The sequence below is a fragment of the Clostridium sp. AM46-21 genome, assembly GCF_003480025.1.
Taxonomy (GTDB): domain Bacteria; phylum Bacillota; class Clostridia; order Lachnospirales; family Lachnospiraceae; genus Coprococcus; species Coprococcus ammoniilyticus.
The window spans coordinates 130,989-155,779 of the sequence record NZ_QUIB01000004.1; the positions used below are offsets into that span (position 1 = coordinate 130,989).

The following is a 24,791-nucleotide window of genomic DNA, read 5'->3' on the forward strand; positions in this document are numbered from 1 at the left end:
GCTTTTGCGTTACTTTTGACAAAAGTAACAAACCTGAGAATGTTGAAATTTACAGATGGGAGATGAAAAAATGCAGAGAACGATAAGTGCAATGGTCGGTAAAGGCTCGGTCAATCACAATAGCCGAAAGTTCCGAGCAGAAAATGTAGACGGAACTCGTACTCATCTCAATATCGACTACTGCAATGAAAATATAAAGACAGTTTATCACGAATTGTTTGATGAAGCATTGGAAAGATACAATGCCAAGCAGATAAGGTCAGACCGAAAGATAAAAGATTATTATGAAAAAATCCGAAGTTCCAAGCAGGAAAAACCGTTCCACGAAATCATTTTACAGGTGGGCGGTAAGGGAAATATGAACGCCGATACGGAAAACGGAGAACTGGCAAAGCAGATTTTAGATGAATACTATCAGGGTTTTCAGGAGCGAAATCCACAGCTTCGGGTGTTCTCGGCTCATCTGCATATGGATGAAGCTACACCACATCTGCACATAGATTTTGTACCTTTTACCACAGGCAGCAAGCGTGGACTTGATACAAGAGTGTCACTAAAGCAGGCTCTTGCAACGCAAGGTTTTAAGGGCGGCAGTCGTGGCGATACGGAGTGGTCGCAATGGATACAGTCCGAAAAAGAACAGCTTGCGGCGGTGATGGAACGTTATGGGATTGAGTGGGAACATTTAGGCACACACGAAAAACATCTTTCTGTTTTGGATTATAAAAAGCAGGAAAGAGAAAAAGAAGTGGCGGCATTAGGTGCGAAAATCGAGCAGAAACAGATTGAATTTGATGTGTTGTCGGAACGAGTATTGAACTATGATAAGGCAAAAGACGAGCTGTCAAATCTTGAAATAGAGCTTGATACTGCACCGAAATATCAGTTGCCAGAACCAGAGAAATTTATGACTGCAAGCATATAAACCAAAATGGCAGAGCCGGTTGTAAGGAAATTGAAGCAACTTGTCAAAACGGTGCTTGCCCGCTGCTTTGAGGGGTGGGACAACTATCATAGGCTGAATACAGCGAATGCACAGTTATACCGCACCAATCAGCGTTTGGAGAAAGTCAATGAAAGATTGACCGAAGAAAACAAAATCCTAAAAGCAGAAAATAAAGATTACAGCCTGCTCCGTAAGGTTTTTGGTCGCAAACAGATAGATGATTTGTTGGAGCAGGCAAGAACAGTTAAAGGTCGCAAGCGTGATAATACACGATCACGATAGACAAAAATCACAGGAGGAAAAGGAAAATGACAAAGACAATTTTTGAAGAAATGGGCGGAACTTATAGACAGGTGGGTGATTATTTATTGCCGAACATCACAGTACCAGCCGAAGAAGAAATAGAGCCGATTGGTTTATGGGGGAAACGACATGCAAGGCATTTAAAGGAACACTATAAAGTGTTATATATGAACCTGCTGACAAGCGGAAAGCTGCATAGTTATCTTGCAGAAGTCGATAAGCAAGCAGAGGATATGTTTCTTCGACTGGTAAAGGAATATGCCGACAGACAAGATGTGACGGAACAATTAAAGAAAGATAATCCCTACGAATGGATTGGAAGAATGAATAATATTCAGGCTTGTGTGAGGGAAGTTGTAGGAACGGAGTTGATTTACACATAAGCGTTTTACGGTATGGTGCTCCTGCGTTTGCTGGAGTGCTGTGGTTGTGGTTGTAAAGAGGTTGTGAAAGATTGAATTTCGTAATGGTTGGATGTATAATTAGGAAGTGAAAATTTTAATTTGCACTTCCATAAGGTGAAATGTATTGACACAAAAAATACAGTATGATAGTATTGCCATTAGAAGAAAGAAAGGCACATTTTGTGTAAGGTGAGGAAATGATTAATAGATAATTTGATTTAAGTAAGACACATATAGTTATTGAGCCTGTAGAGAATAGGTTTGTTTTGTGTACGCTTAAGTTGGATTATCGCAAGAGGCATTTCCTTTGTTTTCCTTTTGGAAAAGAAATAAGGGGCTATTTAGCGAGTCTATTTTTGCGTATGCAAAAAAGACTCGTTTTTGTGTGTTCAAAATAATAATTGGCTCAGACTTCGAAAAGGAGAAACTTTAATGTTGCAGATAAAAAAATTAAATTTAACACATAAAAAAGACCTGAGAATAATTCTTAATGATTTCAACCTTGTGCTAAATGATGGAGATAAGGCAGTTATTATTGGAGAAGAGGGAAATGGGAAATCGACATTAATGAAGTGGATATACAATCCGTCGCTTGTAGAAAACTATATAGAAGCAGATGGGGAAAGGATAATGGGACACGAACGTCTTGGTTATCTTCCGCAGGAGATGCTCGATGAAGATAAGGAAAAAACAATATACGAATATTTTTCTGAAGAGGAAATATTCTGGGAGAAAACGCCTAAAGAATTGTCTGTTATTGCGGGAAAATTTGGAATGAAAAATGATTTTTTCTACAGTAACCAGACAATGGGTAGTCTTTCAGGAGGCGAAAAAGTCAAGACACAACTTATGAGGCTTTTCATTCGCGATGTTTCTGTGCTGTTGTTGGACGAACCTTCCAATGACATCGACATTGCGACGCTTACATTACTGGAAAAAATCATAAATGACTGGAAGCACATTGTGCTTTTTATTTCACACGATGAAACGCTGATAGAGCGTACTGCCAACATGGTGATACATATCGAGCAGATTATACGAAAAACAAAGGCGAGATATACCGTGGCAAAGCTTCCCTATAGACGCTATGTGGAAGAACGGCTTCATAAATTTGAAATCCAAAAACAGCGGGCACTGAGTGACCGTAGGGAGAAAAAGATTCGCGATGAAAAATATCAAAGAGTTATGCAGAGTGTACAAGGTGCATTAAGAAGTTGTACCAGACAAGCACCGTCTGTTGCCAAAAACTTAAAGGACAAAATGCATACGGTTAAGGCAATGGAACGAAGATTTGAAAAAGAAGATGAAAATATGACTCAGATGCCGGAACAGGAAGAAGCAATCTTTGTCAAATTAGGGGATGAAAACTCACACATTCCCGCAGGAAAAACGGTCATAGAATATGAACTTTCAAAGCTTGTGACTCCGGATGGCAAAAGAATTTTAGCAGAAGGAATTCATTTAAAAATAAAAGGTTCAGAAAAAATCTGTATGATAGGAGCCAACGGGGCAGGAAAAACGACTCTTCTAAAAAAGATAGCGGAAGAACTCCTAAATCGGAATGACATTAAAGCAGAATATATGCCTCAAACTTATGAAGACCTGCTGGATTTGGATGTTACACCGGTTGATTACCTTGATAAAACAGGAGATAAAGAAGAGCGTACAAGAATTAGAACATACCTTGGTTCACTTAAATACACACCAGATGAAATGGAGCATCCGATTCGGGAGTTATCAGGCGGACAAAAGGCGAAAGTGCTTCTCTTGAGGATGAGCTTAAGTGGTGCAAATGTTCTTATTCTGGATGAACCGACAAGAAATTTTTCACCATTGTCCGGTCCGGTAATAAGAAAAATGCTCCGAGAATTTCCGGGGGCTGTCATTAGCATTTCTCACGATAGAAAGTATATTGAAGAGGTGTGCGATAAAATATATCAGCTAAATCCTAATGGATTACAGCTAATTGGTGATTGATAACAAAAAGGATGAAAGACTGACAAATTTCAGGCTTTTAGTGAGTTGGAAAGCATACAAAGATTTGAATTTGGAGGATAGATTATGGTACGTACAGAAGATGCATGTGAAATTATAAAATATGCTTTGCAAAACGAAATTAAAGTATATTTAGATGGCGGATGGGGTGTTGATGCACTTCTTAAAAGAGAATCAAGAATACACAATGATATTGATTTGTTTGTTGAACTGAAACATTATCATGATTATATTTATGTGATTAAGCAGCATGGATTTGAGGAAGTAAATACTGATTATACAACGGATGGTCATACTGTCTGGAAAGATGATAAACAAAGAATCATTGATTTACATTGTTTTGAATTTACAGATGACGGAATTGTTTATGAGGGAGATATATTTCCATCAAAAACTTTTTCCGGTATTGGAAAAGTTGGAGATATAACTGTTTCTTGTATTGAACCATTGAGTCAGGTAATGCTTCATTTGGGATATGAACACGATAAAAATGATGTGCATGATGTGATGCTGTTGTGTGAAACATTTCAAATAGCAATACCAGATGAATATAAGGAAAAGTAAAATTTCAGTTTTGTGTTGAATCTCTAAGCAAAATAGCTTATAATTTGACATGCTACATATAGTTATTATCCACAGTTATCGAGTAGGTGTTATCAATGCCGATAACAAAATGATAACATTAGCTCGTATAGGCAGGATAATATGGATATATCAAATAATCAAAAGAACGAGAAACATTACAGAGAATAATTCCTAAACAAAAAGCGTTAGTCTTTGTAGAGTTTGAGTAGTAAACAGAGCCCCATAAATGGCTTAACTAAGCCATTTGTGGGGCTTTAGCCTTTTTGATGGGGATTATTTGGGGATATTTGGTGACTGTTAGATGGGTAGGTTTAAGTTTTACAAGGGTTGTTTATAGAGTGATAAAAGTGTGAAGCTAGATTAAAAGTATTGACATAGTATATCTTGGTGATAATTGTAATTTTGTGATAAAATAAATTGAATAAATTAAGGAGAAAGTTCAGACTTGACATTAATGGATAAAAAAGCTGTAATAACTAAACTTAATCAGATGTTACCCCCGTTTAATAGATTTGGAGCTATGGTAAATTCAAATTCAGTGTTATCAGGAAATGATAAAGAGGAATTGTATTCCATAGTTTGGAATTTAGAAAACAATATAATTACTTATAATGTGGCGTTGAATAAGACTGTGGCGATTGTTAATAGTTATCCGCAATTTGGTAACTACAATAAAAATGCAATTTCAAATACGCCAATACTATTAACTTATTCACGTATGCCATTATTGATAAAACAGGTGCTATTTTATATTTATTACCTGAGAAAATTAAGTGACCATCAAATGACTATTAATTCATTTATCAGGGATATGGCATCCGTTGGATTGGTTAAAACCAAAAAATTTCTTAATGTAGCTGGTATTACACCTAATGCATATTACAGTAGGATTATATGTGGATACGTTAATTAGATTTATTAAAGCTACACAGGAGAATTGTTGGAAACGATTTGTCATGCAAAATGCAGATAATCCGGAAAGAAAATTTTGTCTTGCATTTAATAATGCGTGTGATGCTGATGGTCTTATCTATGTATTAAGACATGGTTTTAAACATCGTGGAATTACATTCAAGGTATAAAAAGAAATCAATAGACTTGAGGGATGCTTTAAATAATGGAATTCGTATTATTGTAACTACATTGCAGAAGTTTCCTGTAATCTATACCGAAGTTGATAAAAGTGAAAAGAAAAATTATGCGATTATTGTGGATGAAGCACATTCTTCTCAGACTGGTAGCTCAGCACTGAAATTAAAAACAGCTCTTGCAGATACAGAGGAAGCATTACGAGAATATGCGGAGATTGAGGGAATTGCTGAAGATGAAGTTGATAAAAATGATAAGGTAGTGCAGGAAATGATAACACATGGAAAACACAAGAATTTATCATTCTTTGCATTTACAGCAACACCCAAAGGACAAACTCTTGAGATGTTTGGTACACCAGCATCTGATGGCGAAGAAGGCTTTTATCCATTTCATATTTATAGTATGAGACAGGCAATTGAAGAAGGATTTATTTTGGATGTATTACAGAATTATATGACATATAGTACTTGATTTAAGATTGCAAAGAAAACAGATGAAAATCCAGAACTGCCAGAGAGTAGGGCAACAAAAGCAATAAAAAAATATGAAAAGCTACATCCGTATAATATCAGTCAGAAAGCTGAAATTATAGTAGAGACTTTCCAAGACACTACCCGTTATAAGATTGGTGGAAAAGGGAAGATGATGGTTGTTACAGATTCCAGATTGGCAGCGGTAAGATATTTTTATGAACTAAAAAAATACATAGCCAATCATCACTATGACAATATGGATGTATTAGTTGCATTTTCAGGAAGTGTAGAAGATGGCGATGAGGAATATACAGAGACGGGATTAAATGTGAGACGTGATGGAAGTCATATATCTGAATCACAGACAAAAACCGAGTTCCATGATAATTTCAATATTCTTGTAGTCGCTGAAAAGTATCAGACTGGTTTTGATGAGCCATTGCTACATACAATGATTGTTGACAAAAAACTTAAGAAAGTAAAAGCAGTGCAGACACTTTCAAGACTTAATCGAACATGTCCAGGCAAGGTAGATACATTTATACTCGATTTTGCAAATACGAAGGAAGAGATATTGGATGCATTCCGGCCGTTCTATCAGGAGACAAGCTTGGAACAGGAAGTAAATGTTGACCTGATGTATCAAACACAACGAGAGTTACGTGATTATGCTATTTACAATGATAATGACATTATTGGATTCATTGAGGTATGGAATAGACCTGGTGCGCAAAAGAAGAATTCTATGGGGCAGATGACCAGTGTTTTAAAACCAGTAGCTGATAGATATAACCTTAAAAATCCAGAAGAACGCTATCTGTTTAGAAGACAAGCGAGAAGTCTTGTAAAATGGTACAGCTATATATCGCAGGTGGTTCGTATATTTGACAGAGAGATGCATCATGAGTATTTATTCCTTAGATATTTGATAGATATTATTCCAGCGGAAAAAGAGGAGGATGTAGATCTTGATGGCAAATTGGAACTTGAATATTACAAGATAAAAAAGACATTTGAAGGAGTCATACAACTTGAAAATATGGATGGTCAATACGAAACTGTTACAGATAAAGGAAAACAGGGATTAAAGAAAAAGAGCACTTTGGATGAAATTCTCGAAAAAGTGAATGAAAAATTCAAGGGCGATTTCACGGATGCGGATAGAGTTATGCTTGGAGCTCTTCATGATAAATTAGCAAAAGACGAGAAACTTGCTAATTCAGCACGCACAACAGATCCACTTATCTTCATGCAGACTATCTTCCCCAATGCTTTTGGAACTGTTGCAATGGATAGTTATATGGAGTCTCAGGAGAGCTACCAGTCTTTGTTTGAAGATAAAGCTAAATATGATGCAATTATGAATGCATTGGCTGGGGTTATATATCGAGAGATGAGAGAACCGGTGAAAAAATAGCAGAGCATACGATGCCCGGAAAGGATAAAAATGAAAGAATTGAATCTAAAAGAAAAAATACAAAATTTAATTTCTGGGCAACAGAAAAATGGCTGCCCGGAGGGGAAGTTTGGATACAGGGACTTAACACCAGAATCAGATACAAAGAATAGTGAAGAATATATACGAGCACTTCATTGGGCGATAAAGAATAAAGAGGTAAAAAATATAGCATTATCAGGTCCGTATGGGGCGGGAAAAAGTAGTGTTATAAAAACGTATCTGGAAAAATATCCTAAGACAAAATATTTGTCCATATCATTGGCAGCATTTTCAACGCCAACAAAATCAGTAAATGGAGAAGATGATAACACATCTTCATTAGCTGATGATTGGACTTTAGATGACGTTGATGAAAATGTAATAGAGGAAGGGATTCTTAAACAACTTTTTTACAGAGTGGATGTGGGCAAAATTCCACAAAGCCGATATAGAAAGATTAAGAAATTATCCTATTGGAAAATGTTTTTCTCGCTATTGATGTTAACTGTCGTAGCATCAGTTGTTTATTTTGAAATTAATCCGAATGTTTTGGAAGACTTTAAAAATACAGTCATTAATAATGGAGCTTTTTTTCACCTTAATCAATGGTCATCGTATGCTGTATTTATAGTAACAATCTTTGTTGTATTGTTATTGATTACAACAGTTCTTAAATATGTGATGTCAAATTTCAGAGTTGCTAATATTAACTTGGGTGATAAGGCAAGTATATCTAAGAAAGAAGAAAAGGAATCAATCTTTGATAAGTCGTTAGATGAAATTGTCTATTTCTTTGAAAGTACAACTTATGATACTGTTTTTATTGAGGATTTGGACAGGTTCAACCAACCTAATATTTTTATAAAACTACGTGAATTAAATACGGTCATAAATAATTATGATAATATTAAACGCAAAGTTGTATTTATATATGCGATAAAAGATGATATGTTCAAAGACGAGGAGCGAACCAAGTTTTTTGATTTCATTGTTCCAGTGATTCCTTATATCAATGCAACAAACTCTGGGGAAATATTAAGAGGATTGTTAAAATTTGAAAAAGGTGCAGATGGTGTATATAAAAGCAAAAATTATGATATATCTGATCGCTATATATGGAAGATTTCGCCTTTTGTACAAGATATGAGAGTGTTGACTAATATATGCAATGAATTTCTTGTATATAAGAGAACATTAAAAACGACGAAACTTAAAGATGAAGAAATGTTTTCGATGATTACATTTAAAAATCTATATCCGAAAGAATTTGCTGAATTACAGGCTGAGAGAGGAATAGTTAAGCAGGCTTTTCAGGAGAAAGGAACTTATGTCAATGCCGAAAAGGAAAAACTTGAAGAGCTAATAGTACCTAAAAGAAAAATTCTAGAAAATGTACATAACGATATTCTTTTCGGGTTGCGAGAAATTAAGCATGCGTTTTTGGGATTTTTATCATATGACAATGGAACATATTATCCAATAAAAAATTTGCAGATAAATAATGGAAGTAAATATTCTTATGGAGAAATACTTAAAGGGGATTTTGATTTAACTAAATTTGAGAACATTAACCAGCTAATTATTGGATATTATGAATCTAATGGTTATTATGAGCAATCGCATACTGTAAGTAATATCAAACAAAAAATGGCATCAGAGGGTAGCAAATATTTAAAGCGTATGAATGATTTGCAATTCAGCGAAGGCCCTAAAAAGCAAGAATTGATTTTAGAAATACAAAATTTGGAAGTGACGATTGCCAAAATAGATGGATACTCATTAAAAGAGTTGATTGCTGAGTTTGGAGAGGATTTTCTTCCGGAAGGAATAAGTGAATATGGATTTTTAAAGTTTTTACTTATAAATGGATATATAACGAGAGTTATGCAGATTATATTAATTATTTCCATCCCAATAGTATTACGAAGGATGAGAATGATTATTTACGTAGCATTCGTATGCGCAATAGAGCAAAGAACTTCGCATTTGAAATAAAAAATTTGCAGCAGGTGAGTGATCGTATTTATGATGCTGAGTATAGGCAGACAGAGACATTAAATTATATACTTACGGATTTTATGCTTATCCAATGTTCAGAGAAAACTAATAAAAAGTATTATTTTGATGGTTTCGAATTGGACAAAGGAGTGGAACATTATCAATTTACAAAAGAATATATTGAGAGAGGTCAAAATGTTAATGAGTTTGTAAGTGAATTGTGTAAATACTACCGCCATATGTGGAAAAATATTGCGCAGGATGTTTCTTTGTTGGATGAGACTAAATATAAATATTTGTCGTTAATTTTAAATAATGCAACTATGGATCAAATTGTAATAATGGATGAAGTAGATCGCTCGAATTGCATAAAAAATTTTATCGTTGAAGATGAAAAATCATTAGCATGCTTAAATGGAGTATCAGCGGATGTACTAATCGAAGTAATATCAAGACAGGCGATAGTATTCAGAAAAATTAATAATGTAGGTGCAGACGCGAAAGTATTAAATTATATATACCAAAACGATATGTATGAGTTAAATAATTCTATGGTTTCATCGGTAATAAATTTTTATCATTCGGATTTGGCAGATGGGCTTAAGAACGCACATTATACAACTATTCTAAATGCTGAAATTAATGTCTTAAATAAAAGGATTTGGGATAATTTTGAAGATTATATTAATCATTTTGTATTGGGAATAGATGAGAATAATTCTGAGGAAATAAGTGCGGTAGAAGATATCATAGAACGTTTGGCAAATACAAATATTGAACTTGTCATAGCTGTATTGGATAAGGAAAAAGTAAACTGGGACAACCTGGATGAATGTTGTGAGAATAATGTTGAAAAAGAAAAAAGGAAAGAAATTTGGAATTATTTACTTGAAAATAGCCGTATTTCTTCCACTTGGAAGAATTTCGAATCTTATTATAATGAATTTGGTATTACCACTGAACTGTCAGTCTGGGTTAATGAAAACTGTAGTGACATTGTAAAGTCAGAGAAGACAGATAAGATAGACAATGATTGTATAAAGAATATTATCACTAATTCAGAAATTACAGTACAAACAGTGGAACAAATAGCAGATAATTATAAATGTGATGAAGAAATTGAGTTTGATGTATCAAAACTTCCGGTGGACAAAATAAATTTATTAATCAGAAAGCATTATATAAGATATACCGTATCAAAGATTGAAAAGATTAGAAGTCTTGCAAAAGATAGTTTTGGAGTATATTGTAAAGAATATATTGATGACTTTGTAAATGATTTGCCATCTATTCCACTGAACGAAAGAGAAATTGTTATGTTACTGAATGATACGACTATTGATAAAAAGTACAAGCGTGGAATATTGGAAAAAATATCTGCAAGTAGTATGACTGAAAATCTGGCAAAGACTATTGCCAATAATCAATTTAATGTAGATAAGGCATATGTTGAATATGCATGGAAAAATTTGGATAACGCAGGAAGACATATGTTGCTTGTAAATCATTTGCAAGTGTATAGTATTGCAGAAATTTCGAGATTATTAACGGATCTTGGGGGTGAGTGGAGTAAGCTTAGTGATAATAAATCCAGACATAAGGAAGAAATTTCAATTGATGTAAATGGTCATAATGAAAAATTATTATCACAACTACAAAGGAAAGGTTTTATTACAAGTTACCCTGAAAAGAAGGATAGAGAAAAGAGTTTCTTTGAAGTTTGGGTAAAACAACAATAGGAGGTTGGAATTGAGGATTACAGTTGAATTTGAAACAAAACCAAATGCAAATACTAATATCATGCAGCCCCCAAATATTGATTTTCAAAATGTATCCGGTAATCTGATACAAGAGACAAAGAAATTTATGATATCACTTGAAAGTAATGCAGAAGATGTTATAGAAGTGCTTCGTAGCATATGGGAGCTGTCATCTTTGTATGATGGATATTTCTATAAGCCATGCAAATATAATGTTGATGGTATTGATGTGAATGTTGAAAAGTTATATTTTCTCTCATTTTATAAGACTGGTAAAACATGGAGAAAATGTGCAAGTACTTTAGTGGGCATAGATAAAGATTTTTCAGAAAAGAGAGTATTGGATTATAATGAATTTAGAAATAAGGGCAGAACATCTGGAGAGATGTTTAAATCGTTGATTAATTCATATTTCTACATACATTCTGAGGCATATGAAACAATAAATGTTAATCATAGGTTGTCGTTGCTATTAAATATATGCGATGGCTTTGTTATAAATACATCCGGTCCCAAATGGTGGAGTGAAAAAGATTTTTTTTAGATTTTGAGGAGCAGATCATTACCTGCGATATGGATGCAGATTGTATAGTTTCTGAAAATGATGAAAAAGTATTTGCGATGGTATTTGTATCTTGTATAATAAGTTTACAATGATATTTTTAATTCAGCAGATAATTTTTACCGAAAAGCATGCTGCTCATAAAAACAATGACAAATGGGTATTTTTATATCCGAATCTACAAATGATAATCAGGAGGTTTTTTATGGATAAACACATAGAAAAAGCAATGCAGTTAAGAAATAATGAGAGGTGTCCGAACTGTGCGGAAACGATAATGATGACCTATGCAGAGGAGCTTGGTTTGTCGGAGAGCCAGATGAAGGCACTTGGTACAAATTTTGGTGGAGGAATGAAGTCAGGCAGTACATGTGGAGCTGTGACAGGAGCACTGATGGTACTCGGAGCATTGGGAATCTCAGATCCTCATATTGTAGGAGAGTTCCAGAGAAAAATGAAAGAGAATCATAATGGTATGATTAATTGCTTTGATCTGTTAAGGGCAAATGCACAGGCGGGTGGTCAGAAGAAACCGCACTGTGACGGCATGATCAAAGAAGCCATTGGACTGATAGAAGAATATAGGTAATACCCTGAGAGGAGAAACGTTATATGAGAGGAAAAAGAGGACTTTTACTAGCCGTAGTTATTTTATTAGTATTCGGTATATTTGCATTTCAGGGAGCTGATATAGAGACTTATGCAAAAGGTACAACTTCGAAATGGACGGTAACTACGAGTAAAAAAACTTATGCTTATACAGGAAAGAAAATTAAACCTAAAGTTACAGTAAAGTATAAGGGGAAGAAATTAAAACCGAAGAATTATAAGATTACATATCCTAAAAATCCGGTCAAACCGGGTAAATATAAAATCAAAGTAACCTTAAAAGGCAAATATAAAGGTAAAAAAATAAAAGGAAGTAAGACGATAGAATATAGTGTAGCACTTCCTACTATAAAAGGTTTGAAAAGCACATTTTACAGAAATGATACTTATGGTGATACGTTAGATTTCGATTGGAATATGAATAGTGCTACTATGAAAATGGATGGGTATGAGCTTGAGGTAAGAAACAATGGAACCATAGGGGATAAGGTAACGAAAAAAAAGATAGAAACTTATTATAGCGGCTTCTATCTATATGTCAGTGAATATGGAATAACATATACATTCCGCATACGTACCTATAAAAAAATAGGCGGAAAAACATATTATTCCAAGTGGTCGAAGGTAACGAAAAAGATACCGATACCTGATTATCATATGACGACTAAAACAGTAAACGGAATAGATCTTGCTTACAAAACGGATGAGTTTCCTTTTTTTAAATATACAGATTATGCGAATTATAATGATGAAGCATACAAAATCTCAAAGGATTTTGCACAGTGCTATTTCCCGATTTTTATTAAACAGAAGTTGAAAAACGATGTTGTAATTCATACAGAGTATAATGGAAAATGTGGATTTAACAGCTTTTCAAATACACAATATATCCCAGATAGAAAAAATGTCCAGGTAGCGACAAACATATCGGTGGTATATTATGATGAAATGCCGGTGCGAGACAAAATGCAGCAGACGCTTTATAAGCAAGGATATATTGGGTATATACTTGTAAATGTAAGCTGTCTGCTAGATAAAAAACAATCCGTAGATGTGTATTTTGGTGATACGAAGGTTGTAACATTGGTGTCGAACGGATTTTCAAATTCTGTAGAATTTAACCGTAAAAAGTATTGGGAATATGATCCGTTTTTAGAGCCTGTGTATAACTATGATAGAGAGGTGCGTTTGAAAGGTATTTTAAAAGATGTTGCCCAATGCGCACCCGATATGACAGATTATGAAACATATACAGCACTTAATTATTGGATCGGTAGTCATAGTTATTCAGAGTATACATGCTGGGGTGCGTCAACGGTAGCAAATGCCATGACAGAACTTGGTTATCCCTATATAATATTGTCCTGTTCATATGATGGGGAAAATGGTTTTTATAATGATTATAGCCGGTATTATTCTGCTGCAAGTAAAAAGCCGCATAATGTAAGTGGAGGACATGTGGTGACACTGATTTTTATGGGGCAGGGTAAGTTTGTAGAATGTGAGGTTCAGGGGTATGCATCGGACAGTTCAGAATTTAAGTTTGATCCTACAGGCTGGCATAAACCAACTTATAGTACATTAACTTCTGCATCATGTAAGTTCGCTTTGAATGAATATAATACGATCGAAGAGTTAATGAAGGGTGATTATTATGTAGATATCAACAAGTATGATCCATATGACTGGCATACATGGTCCACTCATTTAGAGTAAAATGCAAAGTCACAGATACCTGTAGAAATGCAGGTGTCTGGCGACTTTGCAGTATTAAATAATATATTGTGGATGAAAAGAAATTTTCGGATGTACATTTATTTGGACATGATAGTTGCTAATATAAAGCCATGAAGACAGGGACATTCATAAGCAACAAGATATAATGAACGCAAAATTATTTGCTCGCAAGGATGTTGATTTTGCGGAATGCATTGAGTGAGCTATGCTCACGATATAATATATGATCAGAAAGGAGTCGGTATATATGAAGGATATGTATTTTACAATTACAGGATGTAATCATTATCTGGGAAATGAATTTATGGAAAAGGGTATGAAGGTGAAATTGAAAAAGGAACCGGACAATGAGTTTGATTCAGAAGCAATTATGGTGCAGATCAAAGGCATTGGTAAATGTGGTTATGTTGCAAACAGTCCATTCACTGTCAAGGGTGAGTCTTCAAGTGCCGGCCGGTTGTATGACAGGATCGGTAAAACAGCCAAGGGCAAGATTATCGCAGTTATAGATGGCGGTGCAATTTGTAAGATTGTGGAGGATGGAATAAAATAATTTATGAGCAAAAGGCAGCTAATCAGAACTACCAAAGAAGCTATTATTTCATAGTCCCTAAAGTGCTGATTTCTGTCTTCTCTCCACCTTCTTCATATGTCTTACATACACGATAAACAGTGCGCATCCGGTAAATATCCATGAAGCCGCATATACATTCAGCAGCCAGTCAAATGTTGACCGCAGACGGAAGACTGTTCCAAGCCAGATCAAGCGGAAAACAACCGTTCCTAAGATGGTGAAGATTGCAGGTTCCACTGATTTGCCCATACCTCGGAGAGCGGCACTTTCAACCTCGTAAGTAGTGGTCAGACCTTCCAGTGAGCAGACATGATACATACGGATCAAAGCGTAGGCAGCGACTGCTGTACTTTCTGTGTAGATTCCGACGAAAAAGTCACTCCATACGATGAAGATAACTGCGAGAATCTCTGTGAAGACAATGCCAAACAGCATATTTAACCAGAACACCTTCTTGCAGCGTTTGATGTTCCCTGCGCCATAGTTCTGGCTGGTGAAGGTGACCGTTGCCTGTGCAAATGCATTTGCAATGTCATAGGTAAAATATTCAAAATTAAGCGCAAGAGAAGAACCTGCAATCGCAAATTTGCCAAATGAATTAATACCACTCTGGATAAAAACATTCGAGATCGAGAAAATGGTTCCCTGGATACCGGATGGAATACCGATTTGAAGGATCTTGCGCAGATACGGGCGCACAATCTTCATCCGGTTGAACCGGAATGCAAATTCATCATCTCTGCGGTAAAGGTATACCATGACCATAACAGCACTGATAATATTAGAGATTACAGTGGAAATGGCAACACCGGCAACACCCAGATGAAAGCAGATGACGAGGATCAGATTCAGGATGACATTTACGATACCGGAGATGATAAGATAGAACATTGGTCGTCTGGTATCACCGAAGCTTCGCAGAATGGCAGCTCCAAAATTATAAACGGTCATAAACGGAATGCTTAAGAAATAGATGCGGATATATAACAGTGCTTCGGCAAGAACACCGGACGGAGTACCGGATAATTCCAGAATGATCCGGGCAGAGGCAAAGCCGAGGATCATAAGCCCAAGTCCGAGGATTGTGCCAAATGTCAGGATCGTATGTACCATATCGTTGATCTTGTCACGCTGTTTCTGCCCGATCAGATTAGCGAGGACGGCATTTGGTCCCACAGCCAGACCGACGATCAGGTTGACAAAGATGCCGACCAGAGCCACACAGCTTCCGACTGCAGCGAGCGCATTATCTCCGGCAAATCTGCCGACAACAGCGACATCTGCGGAGTTGAATAATTGCTGCAAAATGCTGCTGAATGCAAGTGGCAGTGAAAAAAGGATCAGCTTTCCAACTAATCCCCCGTTTAACATATCCATTTCTTTTGACTGTATCGTTTTCATATCTATAATCCCAAAGTAGTATTTTAAAATGTTTTTTCACACATTAGAAGCAGAATCTATTTAAACACTATCGACAAATGTCGTCAAGATGGGATTATAAAAAATACGCTTTTCTGTAATGTTTTTTCAGTTGTGTTGTCATATAAGCGATGGAAGGTGAATAAGGAATTAAAAACACTTTGCAATACAACATTAAATATTATTAATGTGATATTAATGTCAGATTTAACATTTTTTTCAAACGTTGTGATATACTAAAACAGATATTGGCAAAGACATGGTAAAGAAACAGTAAAAATGCTTCATGCATAAGGCAGTGAAATTGGAAATGAGGACGTATGGAGAGTAAGAAAAAATGGATATTTAATATAATTTTTTTGCTTCTGATCTTTGCGGCAACTTTTTATGGTGTGTTTCATGGCAAGGATATGGGGCGGATCATCGAAATAATTAAAACTGTGAACCCGTTTTGGTTGATTCCCGGCGTTATCTGTGTAATAATCTTCATATGGGGAGAATCTATCATTATTCATTATCTGATGCATTCACTTGGTATAAAGGTAAAGAAATGGATCTGCTTTTTATTTTCATCCGTTGGCTTTTTCTTTAGCTGCATTACTCCGTCTGCATCAGGCGGTCAGCCGGCACAGGTTTACTATATGAAGAAAGAAGATATACCGATTCCATCTCAACGATGGTATTGTTGATTATAACCATTATCTACAAGATGGTACTGGTACTGCTTGGTATTGCATTGGTGATCTTCGGGCAGGGATTTATACATCGGTATTTATCGGATGCAATCTTCTGGTTTTATCTCGGAATGGGATTGAATGTGGTGTGTGTAGCGATTATGGTTGTATTTGCATTTCATCCGAATTTTGCGAAGTCAATTATGATCAAAGGGCATATTTTGTTAGAACGAATCCATATATTAAAACATAGAAAGTCAAGAGCAAAGAAGCTGGTTCAGTCGATGGATCAGTATCGGGGGGCTGCTGTTTATTTGCAGGAAAATAAAAAGGTGCTGATCGTTGTATTCCTCATTACGATGGTGCAGCGGTTTGCGTTGTTTGCAGCAACCTGGTTCGTATATCTTGCATTTGGATTAAAAGGAACATCAGCGTTTACCGTGATACTTCTTCAGGGCTCGATCGCGGTTGCAGTTGATATGCTGCCGCTTCCGGGCGGAATGGGAATCAGTGAGAAGATATTCCTTGATATCTTCCTTCCGGTATTTGGAAGCATGCTTCTTCTGCCGGGTATGGTATTGTCCCGTGGCTTGGGGTATTATACAGAACTGATCCTCAGTGCGATATTTACGATTGTTGCAAATTTTACTATTGGAAGAAAAAAGAAAAGTGTGGTAGAGAAATGTTAGGTGTTTATGATTATACAGTAATTCTTACATATATCAGTCTGATGGTGTCCATTGGTGGTATGTTATTTTCATTAAATGGAGACTGCCGGATGGCGCTTGTATGTCTGGCAATTTCCGGTTTGTGCGATATGTTTGACGGCAAGGTTGCACGGACAAAGAAAGATCGTACAGAGGCTGAAAAACGATTTGGAATCCAGATCGATTCTCTGGCGGATATTGTCTGCTTTGGAGTTTCACCGGCAATCCTTTGCTACCGCATGGGAATGCGTGGATTGACTGGTGTTGCGATCCTGTTATTCTATGTGCTGGCAGGCCTGATCCGTCTGGCATGGTTCAATGTTTCTGAGGAAGTCAGACAGGATGAGACAGAGGAAAAACGTAAATATTATCAGGGACTTCCGATCACATCTATGGCTGTGCTTCTGCCACTTCTGGCAGTATTTAAGCCGATGCTTGGTAAGCGGGAATTTATGCTCAGCTTCATGCGTTGGTACTGCTGGTCGGTTTGCTGTTTATTACAAATTTCAAATTCCGTAAACCAAAGAACCGCACACTGGTGATCATCGTTGGCGTTGTAACGCTGGCGGTGCTTCGAATGCTCCATATATGGTAGGAGAAGATTGGAGAAAAGAAAATGAGTATCATATATATAGATCGAAAAGGACATAAAAGACAGGGCGAGACCGGTCAGGATCGCCTGCTTGCATTTATCTATGGACATGCAGTGACGAGGTGTCTGATCCGTCCCTTTCTGTCACCGATAGTGTCCCGCATAGGCGGGACATTTTTGGATACCCGGATTTCAGGACTGGCAGTTCCGGGGTTTGTAAAGAAGAATGGCATTGATCTGTCCTTATATGAGAAACAGATATTTGATTCATATAATGATTTTTTCACTCGAAAGATCAGAGCAGAAGAACGACCGGTTAATCCGGATGCAAATGCGCTGGTCAGCCCAAGTGATGGAAAGGTCAGTGTGTATAAGATCCATGAAAACGGACATTTTCTTATTAAACACACCGAGTATACATTGGAACAGTTGTTGCAGGACAAGAAGCTGGCTAAGAGGTATCTGGACGGACATATTTATGTGATCCGGTTGACGGTAGATGATTATCACAGGTATTGCTATGCAGCAGATGGAAGAAAATCCGAACAGCGTAAGATAGCAGGAATTCTGCATACGGTGAACCCGGTTGCAAATGATGTCTGTCCGATCTACAAGATGAATTCCAGAGAGTATTGTCTGATAAAGACGGAGCGGTTTGGAACGCTTCTTCAGATGGAAGTCGGGGCATTGATGGTTGGTAAGATCAGTAATAATCAGCAAGGCTTGGGATTTGTTCATAAGGGTGTTGAAAAAGGACGATTTGAATTCGGCGGTTCAACGATCATTCTGCTGACACAGAAGAATGTTGTGATACCGGATCGGGATTTATTGGAACATACCGGATCAGGAATGGAAACACTGGTGAAAATGGGAGAGCAGATCGGACGATCAGCGAACCGTTTGGATGCATAATTGGATATGCAGATATATATCGAAAGAATAGTCAGGTGATCATAAATGAAACCAAGATCAGAAGCAAGTAAAAACCTATATCAGATGATGCTTGACCGGGGCTATCCGGTGGAATTCTGCGAGGTTATAACACAGAATCTGAATACAGATTTTACAGCCGGTCGTATGATCGGCTATTTGTCACATTATCAGACCCTTCCTATGGAGGAGGTCGTAGATGAGATGCTCGCGATCCTCACAGACCGCAACCGCATCATGCAGAAAAAAGAACTGGAGCGTAACAACGCCAAGTGGAATGAATACCTGGCAAATGGCATTCCTAATGACGAGGAGTAATGCCGAGATTCAGATATTTTATATTTATAATAATACCCCTATTGATATAACATGAACGAGATTTCGTTGTGAGAATGCACATTGCCAGTAAATGCGGGTGCATGTTTGAGCCCAAAGGGCGAGTTTGCACAGGAGCATTTACGAATCAGGCATGTGCATCGAACAGAAATCGTAGTGTGTTATTCAATAGGGGTATTGTTATAAATAGAAGTATCTGAATCTCGCATTATCCCTGTTTTAGCCGATTCCGCCTAATGCGATTCCAAGTATTAAAACCAGAATGCAGATAGGGCAATAGACATATTTACAGATTGGCAGGAATTTGTCTGTGAACTTCTTTTCACGTCCAAGGTTTACCTGCTCCTCTACATATTTCTTACCGCATACCCAGAAGAACATGATTCCGGCAAGTCCTGCACCAAGCGGGCAGATATAGATGGACAGAACATCCATCCAGCCGGATACGATTCCCTGAATACAGATGGATACGATCACGCCGATTCCTGCGATCACACCACAGGATAATTTACGATTTAATCCAAGCTTTTCCTGAATCGTTGCGATCGGAGCTTCGTACAGATTGATCAATGAGGACAAGCCTGCAAAGAATACTGCAACGAAGAAGATCATGGCGATGATATGTCCGCCCGGCATAGATTTGAACAGGGCAGGCAGATAGATGAACATAAGTCCCGGACCACCCTGGTCTAACTGCGCACCGGTCGTTGCCATAACCGGAATGATAACGAGGGCTGCAAGTAACGCAGCGATCGTATCAAATAAAGCAACCTGTCCGGCAGCTTCCGGTATATTTTCTTCGTCCGGCAGATAAGAGCCATAGATCAGTGTCCCATTTCCTGCAACAGACAGGGAGAAAAATGCCTGGCCAAGTGCGTAGATCCATGTCTTTGGATCGGCGAGAACCTTTGGCTCGATCCGAAAGATATATTTATATCCTTCGGCAGCACCCGGCTGGCAGGCGGTATAGATCGCAAGAATGATAAACAGGATAAAGAACAGAGGCATCAGGATCTTATTTGCCTTTTCGATTCCGTTTCCGATACCAAACATCAGAATGATAATGCCGACAGCGAGTGCAATGATCTGCCACAGGTTATTGCCGAATGCAGAAGCGGTTGAGCCAAATGCGGCACCAAAGGATTCTACATTTTCCGGTGCAAGTGTTGAACCGGTAAATGCACCGATCATATATTTTAAGATCCAGCCCATTACGACAGTATAGCCGATCGCCATGGCAAGTGCGCCAAGTACCGGTATAAAACCAAGAAGTTCGCCAAGTTTTTGTTTACCCTTTGTTCCACAGGCATAGCCGAAAGCGTCGACCGGACCGGATTTGGTAGCACGTCCGAAACTCATTTCGCCGATCACACCGGTGAATCCGATCAGGATAACGAATATGAAGTAAGGGATCAGATAAGAGCCTCCGCCATAGAGGGATACTCTGGTTGGGAACATCCAGATATTACCCATGCCAACCGCTGAGCCGATACAGGCGAGGACAAATCCCCATTTGTTGTTAAATGATTCACGTTTTTTCATCTTTTGATAACTCCTCCAAACAAATTACATACCCATATACTATACAGGAAAATATGGGATTACGCCAGCAAACTTTTCGAAAGTTTTCATGGTGTGGCAGAAAAGAATGTTTTTATTGTCATATTATTGTAGAATTTATATAATAGGGGCATCCGAGAAAAGTATAAGGGGAGGTATGTTATGAACTGGCCAATTTGGGTTATAATAGGTTTTGCTGTAGCGGGTATATTAGTTGGATGGCTGCAGGCAAAGGTTAAAGGAATAATCGGGGAAAAGAAAGTATCGGTGGTTTTAGCGACATTACCAGATAGTGATTATATTATTTTAAATGATGTGATGCTGCCGACAGAAAAGGGAAGTACTCAGATTGATCATATTGTTGTTTCTTTATATGGAATTTTTGTAATTGAGACGAAGAATTATAAAGGATGGATTACAGGAAGTCCATATGCTGAGCAATGGACAAAAAATATGTATGGTAAAAAATATAAATTTTATAATCCAATACGACAGAATTATGGTCATATAAAAAATTTGAGCACAATATTGGGATTGTCGGAAGAAAAATTTATATCCATTGTTGCTTTTTCAGCAAATTCAACAATAAAAGTAAAAAGTAGAGATTATGTGGTTCATATCTTACAGGTGAAAAAGGTTATAAAATCATATAAAGAACCTGTTTTTACACAAGATGAAATCAAACAGTTGGCGGATCGAATTAAGACAATTAATGAAGCATCTAGCGACCTGAGAGTTGGGCATGTTAAGAGAATTAAGGAAGCACAGAATATCAGAAAAAATAATAAGGAAGTTCAGCGGATCTGTCCTAAATGTGGCGGAAAAATAGTATATAAAAGAGGAAAATATGGTAAATTTCTGGGATGCACGAATTATCCCAACTGCAGATATACAAAAAAGATGAAATGACAGGAGGAAATACATGAAGATAAGAGATATTATAGGGCAGGAGAAAGCAACATTGTCATTTGAGGTTTTTCCACCGAAGAAGGATACAGATTTTGCAAGTGTGGAAGCTGCGGCACTTGGAATTGCGGCATTACGGCCGAGTTATATGAGTGTTACATATGGAGCGGGTGGCAGCACAAAAGGACATACGATCAAGCTTGCAAATGAGATTCAAGAAAAATACGGAGTTCCGACGATTGCGCATCTGACCTGTGTATGCGCAAATAAAGACAGCATCCGGACAGCACTTTCTGAAATGAAAAATGCAGGGATTGAAAATATCCTGGCACTTCGTGGGGATATTCCAAAGAATTATGATGGACAGGTATTTACTGATTTTGCTCACGCATCGGAGCTGGTAAAATTAATAAAAGAGAGCGGAGACTTCTGTGTGGGCGGAGCTTGTTATCCGGAGGTTCATCCGGATTCTGCAAACAAGCAGGATGATATTGCAAACCTGAAAAAGAAAGTGGAAGCGGGATGTGAATATCTGACTACACAGATGTTTTTTGATAACAATATTTTCTTTAATTTCATGTATCGTATCAGAGAAGCAGGGATTGCTGTGCCGGTGATTCCGGGAATCATGCCGATCACGAAGCGGGTTCAGGTGAAAAATGCCGTCAAATTATCCGGCTGCAATGTGCCAGAACGTTTCAAGAATATTGTTGACCGGTTTGGAGATACCGAAGCTGCAATGAAGCAGGCAGGTATTGCTTATGCGACTGATCAGATCATAGATCTTCTGGCAAATGGCGTAAAGCACATTCATGTATATTCCATGAACAAGCCGGAGGTGGCAGCAGGAATTCAGGCAAATCTGTCTGATATTTTGCTGGTTTAAAAGATGTACGATTTTTTGTGCATATAAAACTGTAATATAAAGCCATAAACGGGTTGACTGTATAAAAATACAGGAAATTCAAAGAAAATCGGAACTTTATAGGACAGAACAAATGTACAGGAGATCGGAATTATGATAAAAGGATATTTTGTAACGGAAGGTTATATGGGATATGTAGATGGAAGATACCAGCTTTTTGCGGATGAAACAGATTATATTGAATACATGGAAGAATAGAATCTGGAAGCGTCATTCTTGCAGAGACATTTCTGTATAATCAGCTACTCACTATATATAACTCGCTGTGGTTTCTATTCCATGCACATGCCTGATTCGTAAATGCTCCTGTGCAACTCGCCTTCGGCTCATACAAGCACTCGCATTTACTGGCAATGTGCATGTCATAACGAAATCCTCGCTGATGTTATATTATAGTGAATAGCTGGTTATACGGAAATGCTTTTGCAAGAATGCCGCTTTTTATAATTCTTTTATAATTGAACCATTGTTTTATGCGAATGCTAATAGTAACATGTGTAGTATATGAAAATAATAAGAATATAATTTTGAACTTGATGAGTGCAAGATTGCAAAATTGAGAAAACAGGAAAGGATGATGGTTATAGATGTGTACAGCAGCGACGTATAAAACGAAGGATTTTTATTTTGGCAGAACGTTAGATTATGAATTTTCTTATGGGGATGAGATTACGGTGACACCGAGAAAGTTCCCGTTTGAGTTTCGTCATATGGGAAAGAGGTATTCTCATTATGCGATCATTGGCATGGCGCATGTGGCAGGTGGATATCCGCTTTATTATGATGCGATCAATGAAAAGGGTGTTGGTATGGCGGGACTTAATTTTGTTGGAAATGCAGTTTATCAGGCAGTAGAAGCTGGTAGGGATAATGTTGCACAGTTTGAATTTATCCCGTGGATACTTGGACAGTGTGCGGATCTGGACGAGGTACGGGCATTGCTTGACCGGATGAATCTGGTCGGAACACCTTTCAGCGAACAGCTTCCATCGGCACAGTTACACTGGATCATAGCAGATCGAAATGCTGCGATCACAGTTGAGTGTATGGCGGATGGAATGCATATACATGAGAATCCGGTCGGAGTTCTCACGAACAATCCACCATTTGAGACACAGATGTTTTTATTGAATAATTATCAGGGCTTATCTCCGAAGCAGCCGGAAAATACTTTCGCAGAGCAGCTGCAGTTACAGTCTTACAGCAGGGGCATGGGTGCACTTGGTTTGCCGGGTGATCTGTCGTCAGCGTCACGATTTGCGAAGGTCGCATTTACAAAAATGAATTCGAAATCCGGTGACAGCGAGGCTGAGAGTATCAGCCAGTTCTTCCATATTCTCGGATCGGTCGATCAGCAGCGTGGATGCTGTGAAGTGGCAGATGGCAAATATGAGATCACACTCTATACTTCCTGCTGTAATGCAGATAAAGGAATTTATTATTATACAACATACGACAACCACCAGATCACAGGTGTGGATATGCACCATTGTGATCTGGACGGTTCCGAGCTTTTTAGATATCCACTGGTTCAGGGAGAACAGATCCACTGGATGAATTGATATACCTATTTGGTAGAATGTAAACTGGTGAGAGGAAAAATGTCATAAGGACATTGCGAGGTGAAAACACGGAATGAATTATTATATCAGCGATCTGCATTTCTGCTGTGCCAGTCAGCTTGCAGGCAGCGGAAGCGGATATGATGAGAGAGATTATAAGACACTGGAAGAAATGCATACCGATATGCTTGCCAGATGGAACCGGAAGGTGACAAATGGTGATACGGTCTATATCCTTGGCGACCTCAGTAAGCGGGGAAAAAGTGAAGAATTGATTGCACTCGTTGCGCAGTTAAAAGGACATAAGATTCTTGTGCATGGGAACCATGATGATCTGTCAGATTACAGGCTCCGGCAGTTATTTGAGGAGGTTTGTAATTACAAAGAGATTACAGACAACATTCGAGGAAATGCATATAAGCTGGTGCTTTGTCATTATCCAATCCTGTTCTGGAATGGTCAGCATAGAGGGAATATCCTGTTGTATGGGCATACACACCGATCCCCGGAGGATGTGTTTTTTCAGGACTGCATAAAGCGGCTGAATGAACGCAAGGATCTTCATGAGGAAGACCAGGATTTCCTGGCGATCAATGTCGGTTGTATGCAACCGTATATGAATTATGAGCCACAGTCATTGAAGGAACTGTTAGAAGCAAGAGGAATCGAGATCCCGGAAAAAAAGAAAAAAGGAAGGTAATTTC

General features: G+C 37.7%; 21 protein-coding genes and 2 pseudogenes. 21 read left to right on the top strand and 2 right to left on the bottom strand.

Annotated elements, in window-relative coordinates; genetic code table 11:
- The first annotated feature begins 91 nt into the window (after nt 1-91).
- From DW959_RS03865 to DW959_RS03925, 13 genes and pseudogenes are all read left to right on the top strand, one after another.
- Nucleotides 92-1,228 (top strand): annotated as a pseudogene (locus DW959_RS03865) (plasmid recombination protein).
- 26 nt (nt 1,229-1,254) lie between these two features.
- Nucleotides 1,255-1,632: a TnpV protein gene (locus DW959_RS03870; RefSeq protein ID WP_009247523.1), complete on the top strand. Its 378-nt coding sequence runs from the start codon at nt 1,255-1,257 to the stop codon at nt 1,630-1,632.
- 453 nt (nt 1,633-2,085) lie between these two features.
- Nucleotides 2,086-3,630 (top strand): ATP-binding cassette domain-containing protein, encoded by a 1,545-nt coding sequence (locus tag DW959_RS03875; protein ID WP_009247522.1) that lies wholly within the window; start codon nt 2,086-2,088, stop codon nt 3,628-3,630.
- A gap of 84 nt (nt 3,631-3,714) precedes the next feature.
- Entirely contained in the window at nt 3,715-4,212 is a 498-nt protein-coding gene (locus DW959_RS03880) for an aminoglycoside nucleotidyltransferase (RefSeq protein WP_009247521.1), read from the top strand.
- 466 nt (nt 4,213-4,678) lie between these two features.
- Nucleotides 4,679-5,146, top strand: a complete 468-nt coding sequence (locus DW959_RS03885; protein ID WP_147340237.1) for a hypothetical protein — start codon at nt 4,679-4,681, stop codon at nt 5,144-5,146.
- 146 nt (nt 5,147-5,292) lie between these two features.
- Nucleotides 5,293-5,796: a hypothetical protein gene (locus DW959_RS03890; protein WP_147340236.1), complete on the top strand. Its 504-nt coding sequence runs from the start codon at nt 5,293-5,295 to the stop codon at nt 5,794-5,796.
- Between the two features lie 171 nt (nt 5,797-5,967).
- Nucleotides 5,968-7,215 carry a type I restriction endonuclease subunit R gene (locus DW959_RS03895; RefSeq protein ID WP_117822185.1) on the top strand — a complete coding sequence of 416 codons (1,248 nt, stop codon included), beginning with the start codon at nt 5,968-5,970 and terminating at the stop codon, nt 7,213-7,215.
- 30 nt (nt 7,216-7,245) lie between these two features.
- The gene (locus DW959_RS03900) at nt 7,246-9,231 is read left to right on the top strand and encodes a hypothetical protein (protein WP_118615440.1); all 1,986 of its coding nucleotides are present in this window, start codon (nt 7,246-7,248) and stop codon (nt 9,229-9,231) included.
- Nucleotides 9,195-10,973 (top strand): hypothetical protein, encoded by a 1,779-nt coding sequence (locus DW959_RS03905; RefSeq protein WP_118615442.1) that lies wholly within the window; start codon nt 9,195-9,197, stop codon nt 10,971-10,973. Before DW959_RS03900 ends, DW959_RS03905 begins: the two co-directional genes overlap by 37 nt.
- A gap of 10 nt (nt 10,974-10,983) precedes the next feature.
- Nucleotides 10,984-11,538, top strand: coding sequence for a hypothetical protein (locus DW959_RS03910; protein ID WP_117822183.1), 555 nt, complete (start codon nt 10,984-10,986; stop codon nt 11,536-11,538).
- A gap of 223 nt (nt 11,539-11,761) precedes the next feature.
- A complete protein-coding gene (locus DW959_RS03915; RefSeq protein ID WP_117822182.1) occupies nt 11,762-12,145 on the top strand; it encodes a C-GCAxxG-C-C family protein in 384 nt (127 codons plus the stop codon).
- A 23-nt stretch (nt 12,146-12,168) separates the two neighbouring features.
- Entirely contained in the window at nt 12,169-13,881 is a 1,713-nt protein-coding gene (locus tag DW959_RS03920; protein WP_117822181.1) for a hypothetical protein, read from the top strand.
- A 268-nt stretch (nt 13,882-14,149) separates the two neighbouring features.
- Complete coding sequence (locus DW959_RS03925; RefSeq protein WP_117822180.1) at nt 14,150-14,455, top strand: HIRAN domain-containing protein; 306 nt, start codon at nt 14,150-14,152, stop codon at nt 14,453-14,455.
- A 57-nt stretch (nt 14,456-14,512) separates the two neighbouring features.
- Here the strand turns inward: DW959_RS03925 and DW959_RS03930 are convergent, their stop codons facing one another.
- Complete coding sequence (locus DW959_RS03930; protein WP_117822179.1) at nt 14,513-15,877, bottom strand: MATE family efflux transporter; 1,365 nt, start codon at nt 15,875-15,877, stop codon at nt 14,513-14,515.
- A 428-nt stretch (nt 15,878-16,305) separates the two neighbouring features.
- Between DW959_RS03930 and DW959_RS03935 the strand changes: the two are divergent.
- From DW959_RS03935 to DW959_RS03950, 4 genes and pseudogenes are all read left to right on the top strand, one after another.
- A pseudogene (locus DW959_RS03935) lies at nt 16,306-17,258 on the top strand (lysylphosphatidylglycerol synthase transmembrane domain-containing protein).
- Complete coding sequence (locus DW959_RS03940; protein ID WP_347475312.1) at nt 17,252-17,818, top strand: CDP-alcohol phosphatidyltransferase family protein; 567 nt, start codon at nt 17,252-17,254, stop codon at nt 17,816-17,818. The pseudogene DW959_RS03935 and the gene DW959_RS03940 overlap by 7 nt, the downstream one beginning before the upstream one ends.
- 74 nt (nt 17,819-17,892) lie before the next feature.
- Nucleotides 17,893-18,780 (top strand): phosphatidylserine decarboxylase, encoded by an 888-nt coding sequence (locus tag DW959_RS03945; protein ID WP_117822176.1) that lies wholly within the window; start codon nt 17,893-17,895, stop codon nt 18,778-18,780.
- Nucleotides 18,781-18,825: 45 nt separating this feature from the next.
- Complete coding sequence (locus DW959_RS03950) at nt 18,826-19,116, top strand: hypothetical protein (protein ID WP_117807107.1); 291 nt, start codon at nt 18,826-18,828, stop codon at nt 19,114-19,116.
- 237 nt (nt 19,117-19,353) lie between these two features.
- Here DW959_RS03950 and DW959_RS03955 read toward each other — a convergent pair whose 3' ends face one another.
- Nucleotides 19,354-20,676 (bottom strand): sodium-dependent transporter, encoded by a 1,323-nt coding sequence (locus DW959_RS03955; protein ID WP_117807108.1) that lies wholly within the window; start codon nt 20,674-20,676, stop codon nt 19,354-19,356.
- Between the two features lie 180 nt (nt 20,677-20,856).
- Between DW959_RS03955 and DW959_RS03960 the strand changes: the two genes are divergently transcribed.
- The 4 genes from DW959_RS03960 (at nt 20,857) to DW959_RS03975 (ending at nt 24,787) form a co-directional block, all read left to right on the top strand.
- Nucleotides 20,857-21,603: an NERD domain-containing protein gene (locus tag DW959_RS03960; RefSeq protein ID WP_117822331.1), complete on the top strand. Its 747-nt coding sequence runs from the start codon at nt 20,857-20,859 to the stop codon at nt 21,601-21,603.
- Nucleotides 21,604-21,616: 13 nt separating this feature from the next.
- Entirely contained in the window at nt 21,617-22,486 is an 870-nt protein-coding gene (gene metF, locus DW959_RS03965; RefSeq protein WP_021943305.1) for a methylenetetrahydrofolate reductase [NAD(P)H], read from the top strand.
- A 626-nt stretch (nt 22,487-23,112) separates the two neighbouring features.
- Nucleotides 23,113-24,087, top strand: a complete 975-nt coding sequence (gene bsh, locus DW959_RS03970) for a choloylglycine hydrolase (RefSeq protein WP_021943306.1) — start codon at nt 23,113-23,115, stop codon at nt 24,085-24,087.
- 73 nt (nt 24,088-24,160) lie between these two features.
- Nucleotides 24,161-24,787 carry a metallophosphoesterase gene (locus tag DW959_RS03975; protein ID WP_021943307.1) on the top strand — a complete coding sequence of 209 codons (627 nt, stop codon included), beginning with the start codon at nt 24,161-24,163 and terminating at the stop codon, nt 24,785-24,787.
- Nucleotides 24,788-24,791 lie beyond the last annotated feature (4 nt).